This is a genomic window from Micromonospora sp. LZ34, from assembly GCF_052981855.1.
The window spans coordinates 195,246-210,002 of sequence record NZ_JBRIQN010000001.1 but is presented as its reverse complement, the minus strand read 5'-3'; the positions used below and the strand labels follow the sequence as shown (position 1 = coordinate 210,002).

Annotated in this window: 17 protein-coding genes; 6 read left to right on the top strand and 11 right to left on the bottom strand. The window is 74.5% G+C overall.

All coding sequences use genetic code 11. The annotated features are described in order from the left end of the window. Positions 1-11 precede the first annotated feature (11 nt). From ACVCAH_RS00950 to hisC, 3 genes are read left to right on the top strand one after another with little or no spacing between them, the layout of a single operon-like run. Entirely contained in the window at positions 12-731 is a 720-nt protein-coding gene (locus tag ACVCAH_RS00950) for an RDD family protein (protein WP_447134102.1), read from the top strand. Continuing rightward, positions 728-1,657 carry an RDD family protein gene (locus ACVCAH_RS00945; protein WP_447134101.1) on the top strand — a complete coding sequence of 310 codons (930 nt, stop codon included), beginning with the start codon at positions 728-730 and terminating at the stop codon, positions 1,655-1,657. The genes ACVCAH_RS00950 and ACVCAH_RS00945 overlap by 4 nt, the downstream gene beginning before the upstream one ends. Next, positions 1,654-2,757 (top strand): histidinol-phosphate transaminase, encoded by a 1,104-nt coding sequence (hisC, locus tag ACVCAH_RS00940; protein WP_447134100.1) that lies wholly within the window; start codon positions 1,654-1,656, stop codon positions 2,755-2,757. The genes ACVCAH_RS00945 and hisC overlap by 4 nt, the downstream gene beginning before the upstream one ends. A 61-nt stretch (positions 2,758-2,818) precedes the next feature. On the opposite strand, the gene ACVCAH_RS00935 is transcribed toward hisC, so the two are convergent. From ACVCAH_RS00935 to ACVCAH_RS00910, 6 genes are all read right to left on the bottom strand, one after another. Beyond that, on the bottom strand, positions 2,819-2,962 hold the full coding sequence (locus ACVCAH_RS00935; RefSeq protein ID WP_447134099.1) for a hypothetical protein: 144 nt from the start codon (positions 2,960-2,962) through the stop codon (positions 2,819-2,821). A gap of 59 nt (positions 2,963-3,021) precedes the next feature. Further along, complete coding sequence (locus tag ACVCAH_RS00930; protein WP_447134098.1) at positions 3,022-4,275, bottom strand: outer membrane protein assembly factor BamB family protein; 1,254 nt, start codon at positions 4,273-4,275, stop codon at positions 3,022-3,024. Positions 4,276-4,370: 95 nt separating this feature from the next. Next, positions 4,371-4,841, bottom strand: coding sequence for an SRPBCC family protein (locus ACVCAH_RS00925; protein WP_447134097.1), 471 nt, complete (start codon positions 4,839-4,841; stop codon positions 4,371-4,373). A gap of 172 nt (positions 4,842-5,013) precedes the next feature. Then, entirely contained in the window at positions 5,014-5,223 is a 210-nt protein-coding gene (locus tag ACVCAH_RS00920) for a DUF397 domain-containing protein (RefSeq protein WP_447134096.1), read from the bottom strand. A gap of 177 nt (positions 5,224-5,400) precedes the next feature. Then, a complete protein-coding gene (gene fahA / locus ACVCAH_RS00915; protein WP_447134095.1) occupies positions 5,401-6,600 on the bottom strand; it encodes a fumarylacetoacetase in 1,200 nt (399 codons plus the stop codon). Then, positions 6,597-7,466, bottom strand: a complete 870-nt coding sequence (locus tag ACVCAH_RS00910) for a hypothetical protein (RefSeq protein WP_447134094.1) — start codon at positions 7,464-7,466, stop codon at positions 6,597-6,599. Before ACVCAH_RS00910 ends, fahA begins: the two co-directional genes overlap by 4 nt. Positions 7,467-7,562: 96 nt before the next feature. Between ACVCAH_RS00910 and ACVCAH_RS00905 the strand changes: the two genes are divergently transcribed. Further along, positions 7,563-8,729, top strand: coding sequence for a homogentisate 1,2-dioxygenase domain-containing protein (locus ACVCAH_RS00905; RefSeq protein WP_447134093.1), 1,167 nt, complete (start codon positions 7,563-7,565; stop codon positions 8,727-8,729). A 577-nt stretch (positions 8,730-9,306) separates the two neighbouring features. On the opposite strand, the gene ACVCAH_RS00900 is transcribed toward ACVCAH_RS00905, so the two are convergent. Further along, the gene (locus ACVCAH_RS00900; protein WP_447134092.1) at positions 9,307-10,221 is read right to left on the bottom strand and encodes a sigma-70 family RNA polymerase sigma factor; all 915 of its coding nucleotides are present in this window, start codon (positions 10,219-10,221) and stop codon (positions 9,307-9,309) included. Positions 10,222-10,341: 120 nt separating this feature from the next. Between ACVCAH_RS00900 and ACVCAH_RS00895 the strand changes: the two genes are divergently transcribed. Then, positions 10,342-10,986 carry a TetR/AcrR family transcriptional regulator gene (locus ACVCAH_RS00895; protein ID WP_447134091.1) on the top strand — a complete coding sequence of 215 codons (645 nt, stop codon included), beginning with the start codon at positions 10,342-10,344 and terminating at the stop codon, positions 10,984-10,986. Positions 10,987-10,993: 7 nt separating this feature from the next. On the opposite strand, the gene ACVCAH_RS00890 is transcribed toward ACVCAH_RS00895, so the two are convergent. The 4 genes from ACVCAH_RS00890 to ACVCAH_RS00875 are packed head-to-tail and all read right to left on the bottom strand — an operon-like array spanning position 10,994 to position 13,766. Then, entirely contained in the window at positions 10,994-12,019 is a 1,026-nt protein-coding gene (locus ACVCAH_RS00890; protein ID WP_447134090.1) for a tetratricopeptide repeat protein, read from the bottom strand. A gap of 10 nt (positions 12,020-12,029) precedes the next feature. Beyond that, complete coding sequence (gene ispF, locus ACVCAH_RS00885) at positions 12,030-12,512, bottom strand: 2-C-methyl-D-erythritol 2,4-cyclodiphosphate synthase (RefSeq protein ID WP_447134089.1); 483 nt, start codon at positions 12,510-12,512, stop codon at positions 12,030-12,032. 16 nt (positions 12,513-12,528) lie between these two features. Beyond that, positions 12,529-13,224 carry a 2-C-methyl-D-erythritol 4-phosphate cytidylyltransferase gene (gene ispD / locus ACVCAH_RS00880; RefSeq protein WP_447134088.1) on the bottom strand — a complete coding sequence of 232 codons (696 nt, stop codon included), beginning with the start codon at positions 13,222-13,224 and terminating at the stop codon, positions 12,529-12,531. Positions 13,225-13,280: 56 nt separating this feature from the next. After that, the gene (locus ACVCAH_RS00875) at positions 13,281-13,766 is read right to left on the bottom strand and encodes a CarD family transcriptional regulator (protein ID WP_007073334.1); all 486 of its coding nucleotides are present in this window, start codon (positions 13,764-13,766) and stop codon (positions 13,281-13,283) included. Between the two features lie 328 nt (positions 13,767-14,094). Between ACVCAH_RS00875 and ACVCAH_RS00870 the strand changes: the two genes are divergently transcribed. Continuing rightward, the gene (locus ACVCAH_RS00870) at positions 14,095-14,757 is read left to right on the top strand and encodes a hypothetical protein (protein ID WP_447134087.1); all 663 of its coding nucleotides are present in this window, start codon (positions 14,095-14,097) and stop codon (positions 14,755-14,757) included.

Here is a 14,757-nt window from a genome sequence, read left to right as displayed (position 1 = left end):
CACTGTCGAGCGTGACGCAGCCTCCGACGTACCCGATGCCGCCGGCGGGTGGGCCCGTGCCCCCCGCCGGCGGCTTCGCGCCGCCCGCCGGTCCCGCCAGTCAGGGGTACGCGGTGCCGCCGCAGTTCGCCCCGCCGGGACACCCGCCGCCGGGCTGGGCGCCACCGCCGGGCTGGGCGCCACCGCCGGGCCATGCCGCGCCGCCGCCGACGCTCACCCCGGCGGGTCAGCCGCTCGCCAGCTTCAGCGACCGCCTGCTGGCCATGTTGATCGACACCGCGGTCTTCTACGTGGTCGGCCTGGTGCTCGCCGTCCCCGCGTTGATCATCTTTTTCGTGGTCGTGATGCCCGACCTCGTCCGGATCGAACCCGACGGCACCGTGCCGCAGCCGGATGTCGTCAAGGATCTCCTGCTGCCGTTCCTCTGGATGGAACTCGCGATCATCGCGATCTCGTTCGTCGTGGCCTACGTCTACTACGTCGAGATGATGTTCCGGACCGGCCAGACCTACGGCAAGAAGGTCATGAAGCTACGGGTGGTGCCGCTGGATCCGACCCGCACCCTCGACCGCCGGATCGCCGTCCGGCGGTTCCTGGTGCAGAACGTCGTCGGTCTGGTGCTCCTCGGCTTCAGCTACCTCGACGGGCTCTGGCAGCTGTGGGACAAGCCCTGGCAGCAGTGCCTACACGACAAGTTCGCCGGCACCGTCGTCGTTAAGGTTGCTCCGTGAGCGTGGAACCCGGCTGGTACGTCGACCCCGCCGACCCCGAGACCCGGCGGTACTGGGACGGGGAGGGGTGGATCGGCGCGCCGATCCCTGTCGAGGCTCCCGTGCCCGAGGGCCCGCCGCTGGCCGAGCCGGCTCCCGTCGCGCCGCCCACCCCGGCCGCCCCGGTCAGCGCGCCGGGTGCGCCGGTCTCCGCGCCGGGTCGGCCGGTCTCGCCGCCGGGCATGCCGTCCGGCGTGCCGCATCCCGGGCCGGCATACCCGGGGCAGGCCCACCCCGGCGCCGGCCTGCCGCCGGGTTGGGCACCGGGACACTGGCCCGGCCGGCCGCCGGAGCCGCGCCCGCACGGGCTGCCGCTGGCCGGCTTCGGCTCCCGGCTGGTCGCCCGGCTGATCGACTTCGGCATCGTGTTCGCGCTGAACGCGGTGGTAAACGGCTGGTTCGTCTGGCGGCTGATCGAGGAGGTCACCCCGTACTGGCGGGAGGTGTTCCGGCGGGCCTTGGCCGGCGACACCTCGACCGAAGGGCTGCCCCAGCCCAGCGAGCAGGCCGGCGGGTTGCAGATCGTCATCCTGCTGATCGCCACCGCGCTCTGGCTCGCCTACGAGGTGCCGACGACGGCCTCCGGCGGGCAGACCTTCGGCAAGCGGGTGATGGGCGTCAAGGTGGTGCCGCTGGCCGGCGACGAGCCGCTCGGCTTCGGCCGGGCGCTGCGCCGGTGGAACACCCTGGGTCTGCCCACCCTGCTCTGGTACTGCTGCGGCCTCGGCCTGCTGCTCCAGCTCGTCGACGCGCTCTCTCCGCTCTTCGACCACCCGCTGCGTCAGGCGCTGCACGACAAGCGCGCCCAGACCGTGGTGGTCCAGTTGCCCCGCGCCCCCCGCCCCACCCCGAACGACCGCACCACACCCCCGGGAGACACCCCATGACCGACACCGGACGCCGCCAGCCGGCGGTGCGACTGACCCGCGCCGACCTGGACGCGCTGCCCAACTACGTACCCGGCCGCAGCCCGGCCGACCTGGCCCGCGAGCTGGGGCTGCCCGAGGCGATCAAGCTGGCCAGCAACGAGGTGCCGTACGGGCCGCTGCCCGGCGTGGTGGAGGCGGTCACGGAGGCCGCCGCCGGGGTGCACCGCTACCCGGACATGGGCGTGGTCGCGCTCCGCGAGACGCTGGCCGAGCGGTACGGCGTGGCCGCCGACCGGATCGCCACCGGCTGCGGTTCGGTGGCGCTGGCCGAGCACCTGGTCCGGGCCACCTGCCTGCCCGGGGACGAGCTGCTCTACGCGTGGCGCTCGTTCGAGGCGTACCCGATCATCGCGGCGACCAGCGGCGCGACCAGCGTGCGGGTGCCCAACGACGCCGGGCACGGGCACGACCTGGCGGCGATGGCGGCGGCGGTGACCGACCGGACCCGGATGATCCTGGTCTGCAACCCGAACAACCCGACCGGCACCGCGGTCCGCCGGGCGGAGCTGGACCGGTTCCTCGACGCCGTCCCGGACGACGTGCTGGTGGTGATCGACGAGGCGTACCGGGAGTTCGTCACCGATCCCGAGGTGCCGGACGGGCTGAGCTACCTCGACCGGCCGAACGTGGCGGTGCTGCGCACGCTGTCCAAGGCGTGGGGCCTGGCCGGCCTGCGGATCGGCTGGTTGGTCGCCCAGCCCGAGGTGGCGGCGGCGGTGCGCAAGGTGGTGACCCCCTTCTCCACCAGCATGGCCGCGCAGGCCGGCGCGCTCGCCGCGCTGTCCCAGGCCGCCGAGGTGGAACGGCGGTGCGCCCTGGTGGTGGCCGAGCGGGACCGGGTCACCGAGGCGCTGCGCAAGCTCGTCCCGGACGTGCCGACCAGCCAGGCGAACTTCGTCTGGCTGCCGCTGGGTGACCGGGCGGTGGACTTCGGCAAGGCGTGCGAGGCGCGCGGGGTGATCGTCCGGCCGTTCCCCGGCGACGGGGTCCGGGTGACCATCGGCACCCCGGCCGAGAACGACGCCTTCCTCGCCGCCGCGGAGCCGGCGCTGGCCTGAGCCCGGGACCGGTCCGGTCCGCCATCCCCCCGCGGACCGGACCGGACGTCTCAGCCGGCCGTCACCGGCTGCCGTCCTCCGGCACGGTGATGTCGACGCCAACGGTCCGGGGTGGCTGGTCCGTCCGGGCCGGTGCCGCGGCATCGACCGGCGACGGGGTGAGCAGGATCAGGATCGCGCCCAACAGGGCTGCCACGAGTCGCACGAGTGGGACTATAAATAACTTATGTCCGTTTTGTCGAGCAACCGGTGCGCCTCGGCGGGTCAGGTCGCGGCGAGGATCACCGGCTCCGACGTGAGGAAGTAGCGCTGGTCGTCGCCGTCCGGGTCGACCGGCCTGCGGAGCCGCTCGACGGCCACCCAGCCGTCCGTCGCGTACGCGGCGCCGGGCGCCCAGCCGGTGCCGTCGGCGCCGGCGGTCAGCGGGAAGCGGGACAGCTGCACCCCCGTCGCCGAGTCCAGCGTCACCAGGTCGTTCGCCTCGGTCAGGAAGTGCACCCGCAGCGGCTCGACCGCGATCACCCGGCCCGGGCCGAGGTCGGGCCGGCGCCACAGCTCGGCGCCGCCCCGGGCCGGCCGACCGACCAGCACCCCGTCGACCACCGCCACCGCCTGCTCCCCGACCAGCTCGGCGTCCGGCCGGTCCAGCTCGGGAGCGGCGACCGGCTCCCCCGCCCCGAGCAACCAGCCCCGCCCGACGCCGTCCCCCGGCCCGGCGGTACGCAGCCCGGTGCACCCGGACCGGCCGGTCCGGCAGCCGAGCGGGGTCACCACCAGCTGCTCACCGGCTCCGGCCGGACGCCAACGGCTGGCCACCGCCCCGGTGCCGGCGTCCCGGAACTCGACCGTGGCGGGCCCGGCGCAGGCGTCCACGGTGACCAGGTGGCCCGTGGCGGTGGCGCCGACGAAGTCCCGGCAGCTCGGGGCGACCTCGGCCCGCCAGAGCTGCCGGCCGTCGGTCAGCCCGACTCCGCGTACCGCACCGTCGCCCGAGGCCACCACCACCTCGCGGCCGTCGGCGGCACGGGTCACCACCAGGCCGCGCGGGTTCCAGACCCCCGCCGCCCCGGTCCGCCGGACCGTGCGCTCCCCCACCGGCTCCGGTCCGTCGGCGCGCCAGAGCACCCGCCCGGTACGCGCGTCCAGCGCTACCAGCCGCCCGTCCGACCAGCGGCTGACCACCGTGGTCCCGCTCGCCACCACCCCGTCCAGCTCCGCTGGCCAGCGCCGGTACGACCAGAACGGCGTGGTGCGGTGCCGCCCGTCGGCCGGGCGGTCGGCGTAGACCTGCCGGTGGCCGGCGTACACCCGGAGCCGGCCGTCCACGATCAGCGGGGCGACGGGCAGCCGGCCGACCACGCCCACGGCCGGCCCGGCGGGCGGCGGGTAGTCGGCCCGGGCGACCGTACTGACCTCGGCGGGGGCGAGCACCCGGTAGACCGTCACGGCGACCGCGGCGACGACGAGCAGCGCCGCGACCACGATCACGATCCGCCGCCGGCCCTTCGCCAACCCCATGCCGCACCTCCGCCCGGCACCCTACCCAGCGGAGCTGGTGGCAGCCTGGTCAGGTTGCCGGCCGACGACGGCCGCCGCACTCGGCCCGGTCGGCGTCAGGCGGCCTCGGCCGAGCCGGCGGCGGCGAGATCGGCGAGGTCGCGCCGCAGCGCCCCCTCGACCGCCCGGGCGGCCAGCCCGCCGAGGAGCAGGGCGACCACCCGGCCGTACGGCGCGGTCGGCACCGCCTCCTGCTCGACGGTGACCGCGGTGCAGCCCCGGCGGCGCCGCTCGACCTCGCGCAGCGTCCAGGTGATCCGGTAGTCGACCCCGGCGCCGGGCGAGCTGAGCACCAGCCGGCGGGGCGGCTCCGCCTCGACCACCACGAACTCCTCGACCAGCGCGCTGCCGTCGGGCTGGCGACGGGACTCCCGCCAGGCGGTGCCCGGCCCGAAGCCGCCGGAGGTGAGGAGTTCGACCGGACCGGCGGCGCCGGTGCGGGCGGTCCGCAGCCGCAGGTCGGTCAGGAGGCGCCAGACGTCGACGGCGTGCGCCTCGATGAACTCGGTAACCGCCACCGTCGACATGCCAACCTCCCGTGGCGTCGACGGTACGCCGGGTGAGCGCGGAACGGGGACTCCCCCGGCGAAACTTTCACCACCCGCGGCCCGGACGGCCGGGTCACCGCCGGATCAGGTCGATGGCGGCGACCCCGCCGGCGGCCCGGCCGGCGCGGCCACCCGACTCCGCGGTCGGCGGTCAGGGCCGGAACTGGCCGGCCCGGATCGCCTCGACGAACGCCGTCCATCCCGGCGGGCTCACCGCGAGTGTCGGCCCGGCCTGGTCCTTGGAGTCGCGCACCCCGACCACGCCGAGGACGCCGACCAGGTTGTCGGCCACCTCCACGCAGAGCCCCTGGTCGTTGGAGCGGCTGCTGGTCCGCCAGACCGCGCCCGCGAACTCGTTCATCGTCGTCATCTCCCTTGCCTCGACGGGACGCCGTGCCGCGCCGGACCGGGGCCGGAAGGGGGCGCCGGCCCGGCCCGGCGCGGCACGGCGACGGAATCCGGGACGATCAACGCGAAAGTGACGGGCCCCGGTCGCACACTCGGTGCGACCGGGGCCGGGAAAGATCGAGAGGGCCGGTCAGCGGGCCGGGAGGATCGTCCCGGTCACCTCGCCCAGCGCCACCGTGGTGCCGTCCGGGCCGGGCGCGGTGGCGGTGATGGTCACCGTGTCCCCGTCCTCCAGGAAGGTCCGGGTCTCGCCACCGGCGAACTTCACCGGCTCCGCGCCGCCCCAGGTGAGCTCCAGGAACGAGCCGACCTGGTGCCGCTCCGGGCCGGAGACGGTGCCTGAGGCGTACAGGTCGCCGGTGCGCAGCGAGGCGCCGTTGACGGTCAGGTGGGCCAGCTGCTGGGCGGGCGTCCAGTACATGGTGGCGAACGGCGGCTCGCTGACCTGTTCGCCGTTCCACCGCACCGACAGCCGCAGGTCGAGCCCCAGACGCGGCACGTCGCGCAGGTAGTCGGCGACCGGCGGATCCTGGTCCGGGGCCGGCACGAACGCGTCGCCGAGCGCGTCCAGCGGGGTGACCCAGGCGGAGACGGAGGTGGCGAAGGACTTGCCCAGGAACGGGCCGAGGGGTTGGTACTCCCAGGCCTGGATGTCCCGGGCGGACCAGTCGTTGACCAGCACCACGCCGAAGACGTGGTCGGCGAAGTCGTCGACGCCCACCCGGTTGCCCAGCGGGCTCGGCACGCCCACCACGAAGCCGACCTCGGCCTCGATGTCGAGCCGGACGCACGGGCCGGTGACCGGCCCGTGTGCGGTGGCCCGCTGGCCGGTGGGGCGGACCACCGGAGTACCGGAGACCACCACGGTGCCGGCCCGGCCGTGGTAACCGATCGGCAGGTGCTTCCAGTTCGGCAGCAGCGGCGGCTGGCCGGGACGGAAGATCTGCCCGACGTTGGCCGCGTGGTGTTCCGAGGAGTAGAAGTCGACGTAGTCGGCCACCTCGAACGGCAGCTGCATCCGCGCCTCGTCCAGCGGGACCAGCAGCGGCTCCACCTCCGGTCGGTGCGCGGCGTCGGTGAGCAGCTCGGTGACCCACTGCCGGACCGCCGTCCACTGCGGACGTCCGAGCGCCATGAACTCGTTGAGGGTGGGCCGGCCGAGCGCCCCGGCGGCCAGCACCAGGCCCGCCGCCTCCGCGCCGGCCAGGTCCAGCACGAAGTCCCCGATGCGTACGCCGATCCGCGGCTCACGCCCGTCGTGGCGGAACACCCCGTACGGCAGGTTGTGCACCCCGTACGGCGAGCCGTCGGCACCCGTCACCCAGCTCATGTATCGATGCCCCCGTTCACCAGCCCCAGCCGGATCAGATCGGTCAGTGGTTCCAGGATGCTGCACGACCCGAAGCCGATCCACAGCGGACGCGCGGTGTCCAGCCGCGCCTCGGTCCACTGCACCAGCAGGCGCGGGTCGGCGGCGGTGAGCAGCTCGGCGACGGTCCTCGTACCGGCGCCCTCGGCCGCGGCGAGGGTGGCGGCCAGCACGTTACCGAAGCCGTGGTGGGTGAAGCCGGTCTCCGGGTCCAGGTGCCGGACGGCCTGGTGCAGCCCCGCGGTCAGCTTGAACGGCAGCTGGCGGTCGCGGCAGGCGCAGATCACCGCGGCCAGCTCGGGCGGGGTGGGGAACAGCTCGGCGGCCAGCCCGCCGGTGCGGAACTTGGCGGCGATCGGCACCCCGTCCGCCCGGGCCGCGGCGAGCGCGTCCAGCGCGTCCATCAGCCCGAACGTCAACGGCAGCTCGGCGTAGACGGCGTCGACGCCGGCCAGCTCGTCCGTCACCCGCAGCAGGCTGGTCAGGCCGGGCAGCGGGTCCTCGCCCCGTTTGGCCACCGCCACCTCGATCTGACGGGCCGTCACGCCGTCCGGTGCCAGGAACGACAGCGCGAAGGGTAGGCCCTCGATCCCGGTGTCACCGACCACCCCGACCACGAAGCCCTCGGCCGGGTCGACGAGACCGCTCAGCTCGCCCGCCGCGACGGCCGAGGCGGGGACCAGGAGCGGGCCGACCAGGTCGGCGTACCAGGAGGTGCGGTGCCGCCGGTGCGCGGCCACGGCGTCGGGCAGCGACGCGCTGCCGGGCGGGAAGACGGCGGCGTCGTCGACCAGGCCGTCGAGGAGCGCGGGCACCTGCGTTGACACGAGACAAGAATGTACGGGACGCTACAAGGAACGGACAACAGCGTCCGATTATCGGACGCTCACCGGCCGATGAACGGGACGAATCCGGGAGGCGAGATGCCGTACTACCGCAGCGTCGGCGAGCTGCCGCGCAAGCGCCACACCCAGTTCCGCCAGCCCGACGGCAGCCTCTACGCCGAGGAGCTGATGGGCCAGGAGGGCTTCTCCTCCGACTCGTCCCTGCTCTACCACCGGCACGCGCCCACCGCGATCGTGGCCGCCGAGGAGTTCACCCCGCCGGTGTTCACCCGGACGCCCAACCTGCCGCTCAAGCCCCGGCACCTGCGCACCCACAAGCTCGACGGCACCGGCGCCGACCCGGTGCTCGGCCGGCAGTACCTGCTGGCCAACGACGACGTCCGGATCGCGTACGTGCTGGCCGACCGGCCGTCGCCGCTGTTCCGGGACGCCACCGGCGACCACTGCCTCTATCTGGAGTCCGGCGCGCTGCGGGTGGAGTCCACGTTCGGCGTGCTCGACGCGGTGGCCGGCGACTACGTCATCATCCCCACCTCGACGGTGCACCGGCTGGTGCCGACCGGCGACGAGCCGGCCCGGCTGCTCACGATCGAGGCCGCCGGTCACATCGGCCCGCCGAAGCGCTACCTCTCGGTACGCGGCCAGTTCCTCGAGCACTCGCCGTACTGCGAGCGGGACGTCCGCGGGCCGGACGCGCCGCTGCTGGTCGACGGCGAGGAGGTGGAGGTCCTCGTCCGGCACCGCCGGGGCTGGACCCGTCATGTCTACGCCCACCACCCGTTCGACGTGGTCGGCTGGGACGGGCACATGTACCCGTGGGCCTTCTCCATCCACGACTTCGAGCCGATCACCGGCCGGATCCACCAGCCGCCGCCGGTGCACCAGACCTTCCAGGGCCCGAACTTCGTGATCTGCTCGTTCGTGCCCCGCAAGGTCGACTACCACCCGGACGCCATCCCGGTGCCGTACAACCACCACAACGTCGACTCCGACGAGATGCTCTTCTACACCGGCGGCAACTACGAGGCCCGGCGCGGCTCCGGCATCGAGCAGGGCTCGATCTCGCTGCACCCGTCCGGCTTCACCCACGGCCCGCAGCCCGGCGCCGCCGAGCGTTCGATCGGCGTCGACTACTTCGACGAGCTCGCCGTCATGGTCGACACCTTCCGCCCGCTCGACCTCTGCGACGCCGGCCAGTCCTGCGAGGACGACGGTTACGCCTGGACCTGGGCGCGCCGCGGCTGAGGCACCCCCGTCAGGCGCCCGCCGGCGTGATCGCGGCCTGACCACCGGGCCACGATCACGCCGGCTGCGCTCACCCGCGGGCCGGACGGCAGGGCGGCCCGGGCGGCCGGTACCGCCCCACCGTCCCGCCGCCTGATCCGGCGCTCAGCGCCGGCCCCGGTGGATCACGGCGCCGCGCCGGGGCTGACCGTGCTGCCGTACCGACCAGGGTCGGGGCTGGGCAGCGGGTACCCGGCGGCGGTGCCGTGGACGGCGGTCCGGTCGATCCGGGGTGCCCGGCCTGCCGGTGCGATCCGCGTCTTCCCGCCCGGCCCGCGGGTGCCCGTCGGGCCCGGCCACGACGGCTGTCGGCCCACCGACCGGCTGGGGACCGGCGACCGGGCGGTCGGTCCCGCCACCGCCCGCCGGGGCGGGCGACGGCCGGCCGGCCAGGCCGGTGCTGAGCGGGTGCGGCCCGGCGTGGAGCTGGGCTGGCCGGTACTCCTCGATGGTCACCTGGGTCATGGGGGCACCTCCGGTGCGGGTCGGGCGGGCGGGCTGGGTGGTCGTTCGAGGCGTCACGTGCTCTCCCTTCTGCTCAGGCGGCCAGGAGGTCGGCCAGCACCCGGGTCCGGGTGGGGTGGCGGAGCTTGGTCATCGCCTTGGCCTCGATCTGGCGGATGCGTTCCCGAGTCAGGCCGAGCGCCCGGCCGATCTGGTCCAGGGTGCGCGGCTGCGCGTCGGCGAGGCCGTACCGCTGGGCGATGACCATCGCCTCCCGCTCGGTCAACGCCGACAGCACGGTGTCCAGGTAGGAGCGCAGGGCGGTGTCGGCGACCTGGGCGGCGGGATCCGGCGCGTCGTCGGTGAGGAAGTCGCCGAGTTGCGCGCCGTCCTCGCCGATCGGGGTGTGCAGGGAGATCGGCTCCCGGTCGTACCGCAGCGCCTGCTCGACCTTCTCCGGCTTCAGGTCGAGCTCGGCCGCGATCCGCGCCGGGGTCGGCTCCTCTCCCAGGTCCCGGAGCAGGACGCGTCGGACGCGGTGCACCCGGTTGATCAGCTCGGCCATGTGCGCGGGCACCCGGATCGTCCGGCTCTGGTCGGCCAGCGCGCGACCGAGCGCCTGCTTGATCCACCAGGTGGCGTAGGTGGAGAATTTCAGCCCACGCCGGTGGTCGAACTTCTCCACCGCGCGCATCATCCCGATGACGCCCTCCTGGACCAGGTCCGGCAGCGGCAGCCCGCCGTCGCGGACGTAGCGCCGGGCGATCGAGACGACCAGGCGGAGGTTGGCCTCGATCATGTGGCGCCGGGCGCGCCGACCGTCGGCGGCCACTCGCTCCCAGGCGGCCCGCTCGTCCGCGGCGAGCCCGTCCGGGGCGGCGTCCAGGCGGCGCTGGGCGAGCGCTCCAGCCTCGATCCGCGCGCCCAGCTCCACCTCCTGCTCGGCGGTGAGCAGCGGGGTCCGGCCGATCTCCTTGAGGTAGGCACCCACCGAATCGGTCACGGTCATGAGCGAACTCCCTTCGACGGCCCGGAACGGCGCACCAGCGCCTCGATGCGACCTAAACTTATGACCGACCCAGAAAGATGTCAACGACAAATTTAGGACGGATACAGGTATGCTGTCGCCATGAGCGGACAGACGACCGGCCTGCGGGCCCTGAAGAAGCGCCAGACCAGGGAGAACATCTCCCATCAGGCGACCAGGCTGTTCCTGGAGCGCGGCTTCGACAACGTCACGATCGCCGAGATCGCGGCCGCCGCACAGGTGGCCAAGATGACGGTGACCAACTACTTCCCCCGCAAGGAGGACCTCGCGCTCGACCTGCGCGACGCGTTCGTCGAAGGGCCGGTCACCACCGTGCGGGAACGCCGCCCCGGCGAGTCCGCACTGGCCGCGCTGCGCCGGGAGTACCTCGCCGCGGTGGCCGGGCACGATCCGGTCATCGGCTTCACCGGTCCGGAGTTCGCCCGCATGGTCACCGGCAGTCCCGCGCTGGTCGCCCGGCTGCGGGAGTTCCACGACGACCGGGAGCGGGCGCTGGCCCGCGTGCTCGCTGAGGAGACCGGCGCGACCGCCGACGACCTCCGGCCGCGCGTCGCGGCCGTCCAACTGGGTGGCGTCCTACGGCTGCTGCTCGAGGAGACGCTACGCCTGACGCTGGCGGATCACGGCAACGACGAGATCGCCCGGATCGTCACCGCGCACGTCCGCACCGCCTTCGCCGCACTGGAGCCCGCCCTCGGCGACTACGCCGTCCGGCCCGCCGACTGACGGGGGCTCAGTACTGGGCGCGGCTGAAGACGGCCAACTCGGCTGCGGCGGCGGTGGCGATGGCCAGGACCAGCGGCCACGGGGTGCCGACCAGGGCGTAGAGCAGGATCAGCAGGGGCGCCCCGGCGGCCGCGTACACGGCGAGCGCGAGCATCCGGTCGGAGCGCAGCAGGCTCGGCAGGATCGTCCGGGTCAGGCCGGGCAGCTTGGCGGCGAACCGCCACACCACCAGCGCACCGCCGAGTGCCGCGAACGCGGCGGCCACCCGGGACAGCCCCTCGCTGCCCGGCGCCATGCAGGCGATCACCACGGCGGTGATCATCGTCCAGCCCGCGCCGTAGAGCACGAGCTGGCGTACACCGACGGAGATGGCCCGGCCGGAGTTCACCCGGCCCGGGCTCATCGCGGCGGCCTCGGCCAGGTGCTCCAGCGCGTCGCTCCAGCGCCGCTGCTCCAGCCGGAGCACGCCGATGTCGTGGCGCGCCTCGGCCAGCTGCGGGTCCAGCCGCAACGCCTCCCGGTAGGCCCGCTCGGCCAGGTCGAACAGCTGCATGTTGGCGGCGACCAGACCGAGCACCAGGTGCGCCTGCGGCTCCTCGGGGGCCAGCTCCACCCCGCGCCAGGCCGCGTTCAGTGCCGGCTGCCCGTTGCGCGAGCCGGCCAGGATCGCCGCCGCGCTCCGCTGGGCGTACGCGTCGTCCGGGCCGAGCGCCAGGATCTGGTCGGCGGTCCGCGCCGACTCGGGGTACCGCTCCAGGTCGCCCAGCGCCAGGCCGCGGGCGACCAGCGGCGGGACGGCGTTCGGGGCGGCGGCCGCCGCGGCGTCGGCGGCGGTGAGCGCCTCGGCCGGCCGGCCGGCGGCGAGGTGCACCCGGGCGAGCATGGTCAGCGCCGCGGGGTTGCCCGGTTCCAGGGCGACCGCGTAGGCGATCTCCGCGGCGGCCTCGTCGTAGCGGCCGAGCTCGGCGAGGAGCTGGGCGCGCTGGAGGTAGCCGTCGGCGGCGGACTGGTCGGAGGCGGCGTCGCTGGACATCGCGGCGAGCCTAGGCGGCCGACGCCGGGTACACCAGGGCCACCGCGATACCGGTGAGCCCCTCGCCCCGACCGGGGAAGCCGAGGCCGTCGGTGGTGGCGGCGGAGACGCTGACCGGCGCGCCGACCGCCGCGGAGAGCACCTGCTCGGCCTCCGCGCGGCGCGGCCCGATCTTCGGCCGGTTGCCGACCACCTGCACCGACACGTTGCCGATGGCGAACCCGGCGGCCCGCACCCGGCGGGCGCTCTCGGTGAGCAGGGCGACGCCGGACGCGCCGGCCCACTTTGGCTCGGCCACTCCGAAGTTCGATCCGAGGTCGCCGAGGCCGGCGGCGGAGAGCAGCGCGTTGCAGGCGGCGTGCGCGACCACGTCGGCGTCCGAATGGCCGGCCAGGCCGTCCTGGTCGGGCCAGAGCAGGCCGGCCACCCAGCACGGCCGGCCGGGCGCGAAGGCGTGCACGTCCGTGCCGATGGCCACCCGGGGAACGATCATGGAAAGAGGGTACGCGTCAGCCGCCGGTGGCCAGCAGGTGCTCGGCCAGCGCCAGGTCGAACGGGCGGGTGATCTTCAATGCGTACTCGGAGCCGGGGACGCAGCGCACCGGCACGCCCTGCTTCTCGACCAGGCCGGCGTCGTCGGTGAGCGGGTCGCCGGCGGCGGCGTGCGCCGCGGTCAGCACCGCGCGGCGGAAGCCCTGCGGGGTCTGCACCGCCCGCAGGGCGGAACGGTCGACGGTGCCGAGGACGACCTCGTCGGCGTCGACCTCCTTCACCGTGTCGACCACCGGGAGCACCGGGATCACGGCGTCGTGGCCGGCCCGGACCGCCGCCGCGACGGATTCCACCAGCTCGGGCGGGGTGAGCGCGCGCGCCGCGTCGTGCACGAGGACGATCTCGGGACCGGCGGGCACCGCGGCCAGCGCGGCGGCCACCGACGCCTGCCGTTCCGCGCCGCCGGGCACCACGGTCACCGGGGCGACCGGGGCGAGCAGCGCGCGGACGGCGTCCACGTCGGCGGCCGGGGCGGCCACCACGATGGTGTGCACCGACGGTGCGGCGGCGAGCCGGCGGACCGCGTGCACCAGCAGCGGCTCCCCGGCGAGCGGGCGCAGTGCCTTGGGCCGGCCGGGACCGAGGCGTACGCCGGCACCGGCCGCAGGCACGAGGACCGCGACGTCACCGCGCGGATTGAGCTGCGCGGTCACGTCGCGGTCCTCGGTGGTTTCTTCGCTACGAATCGGGTACGACGATGCTGTGGGGACTAGGCCTCGGTGAGCACCTTGTCGAGCAACGTCTCCGCCTCGTCCTTGGTGCTCTTCTCGGCCAGCGCGACCTCGCCGACGAGAATGTCGCGGGCCTTGGCGAGCATGCGCTTCTCACCCGCGGAAAGACCCCGCTCCCGCTCCCGGCGCCACAGGTCGCGGACGACCTCGGCCACCTTCAGCGGGTTGCCGGAGGCCAGCTTCTCCAGATTCGCCTTGTAACGCCGCGACCAGTTGGTCGGCTCCTCGGTGTGCGGAGCCCGGAGAACGTCGAAGACCTTGCCCAGGCCCTCTTCGCCGACCACCTCGCGCACACCCACGATCTCGGCGTTCTCAGCGGGTACCCGGACCGTCAGGTCACCCTGCGCGACCCTCAGGACGAGGTACTGCTTAGGCTCGCCCTTGATGACCCGAGTCTCGATTGCCTCGATGAGTGCGGCCCCGTGGTGGGGGTAAACAACGGTCTCGCCGACACTGAAAACCATAGGTTCGAAACCCCTTTCGCTGTGTCTAGGGTAACACGCTCAGGCACCGATGTCTCACCGCTGTCCTGACCGTTGGCGCAGCTCAGGGGCCCTGTGAGAGGTATTTCTTCAGCTTGACAGGCCGTCAAACCGATGGTTTGAACACGCTCCGTGACGTGCAGATGACGTCCCGGTACGGATGACGCGAACGTCGAGATCAAGGGCTATGCGCTCGTCCCATGGTATCCCGCTGCGCCCCGGCGCGCCCAGGTGTAGCGGCAGGAGGCCCGGTGCGGGACGCTGGAGGGGACGAGCCGCTGTCCGCTCCCGAGCCGTTTCAGGGGGTCCGATGGGCAAGCCTGACGCCGAGGGCCCCGGGCTGCCCGACCTGCCCCCGGAGTGGGGCCGGGTGGTCGTCCCGGACGACGCCTCCGCGCTCGCCGAGGAGGCCACACGGATCCGCCGCGAGCTGCGCCGGGCCGGCCGCGCCCGTTCCCCGCTCGCCTTCCCGCTGCTCGTCCTGCTGGTCGCGGTGCTCACCACGGTCGCCGGGCTGTTCGCCGTGACCTGGCCCCGCTCGGCCCGCACCGACCAGCCGACCGTGGCGCCCCGGCCCACGCCGGCCGACCTGACCGGTCGCCCCCTGCCGGCGTTGGACCTGGTCGACGCCGGGCAGTCACCGGTGCCGCTGCGCGGCCTGCTGCCCGCGGTGATCGTCCTGGTCGACGGGTGCGCCTGCCCGGACCGGGTGACCGAGGCCGCGGCCGCCGCGCCGGCCGCGGTCACCGTGGTGAGCGTCGCCGACGGCCTGGCCGGCACCCCGCCACCCGCCCCGGGCGTCCGCCCGCTCGCCGACCCGGCCGGCGGGCTGCGCGCGTTCCTGCACCTGCCGGCCCGCCCCGGCACCGCCACCGTGCTCCTGGTGGACCGTTCCGGCGTGCTGGTGCGGGTGGTGCCCGAGGTCCGCTCGGTCGAGGACTACCGGGCCGACCTGGACCGCCTCGCCCGCTGA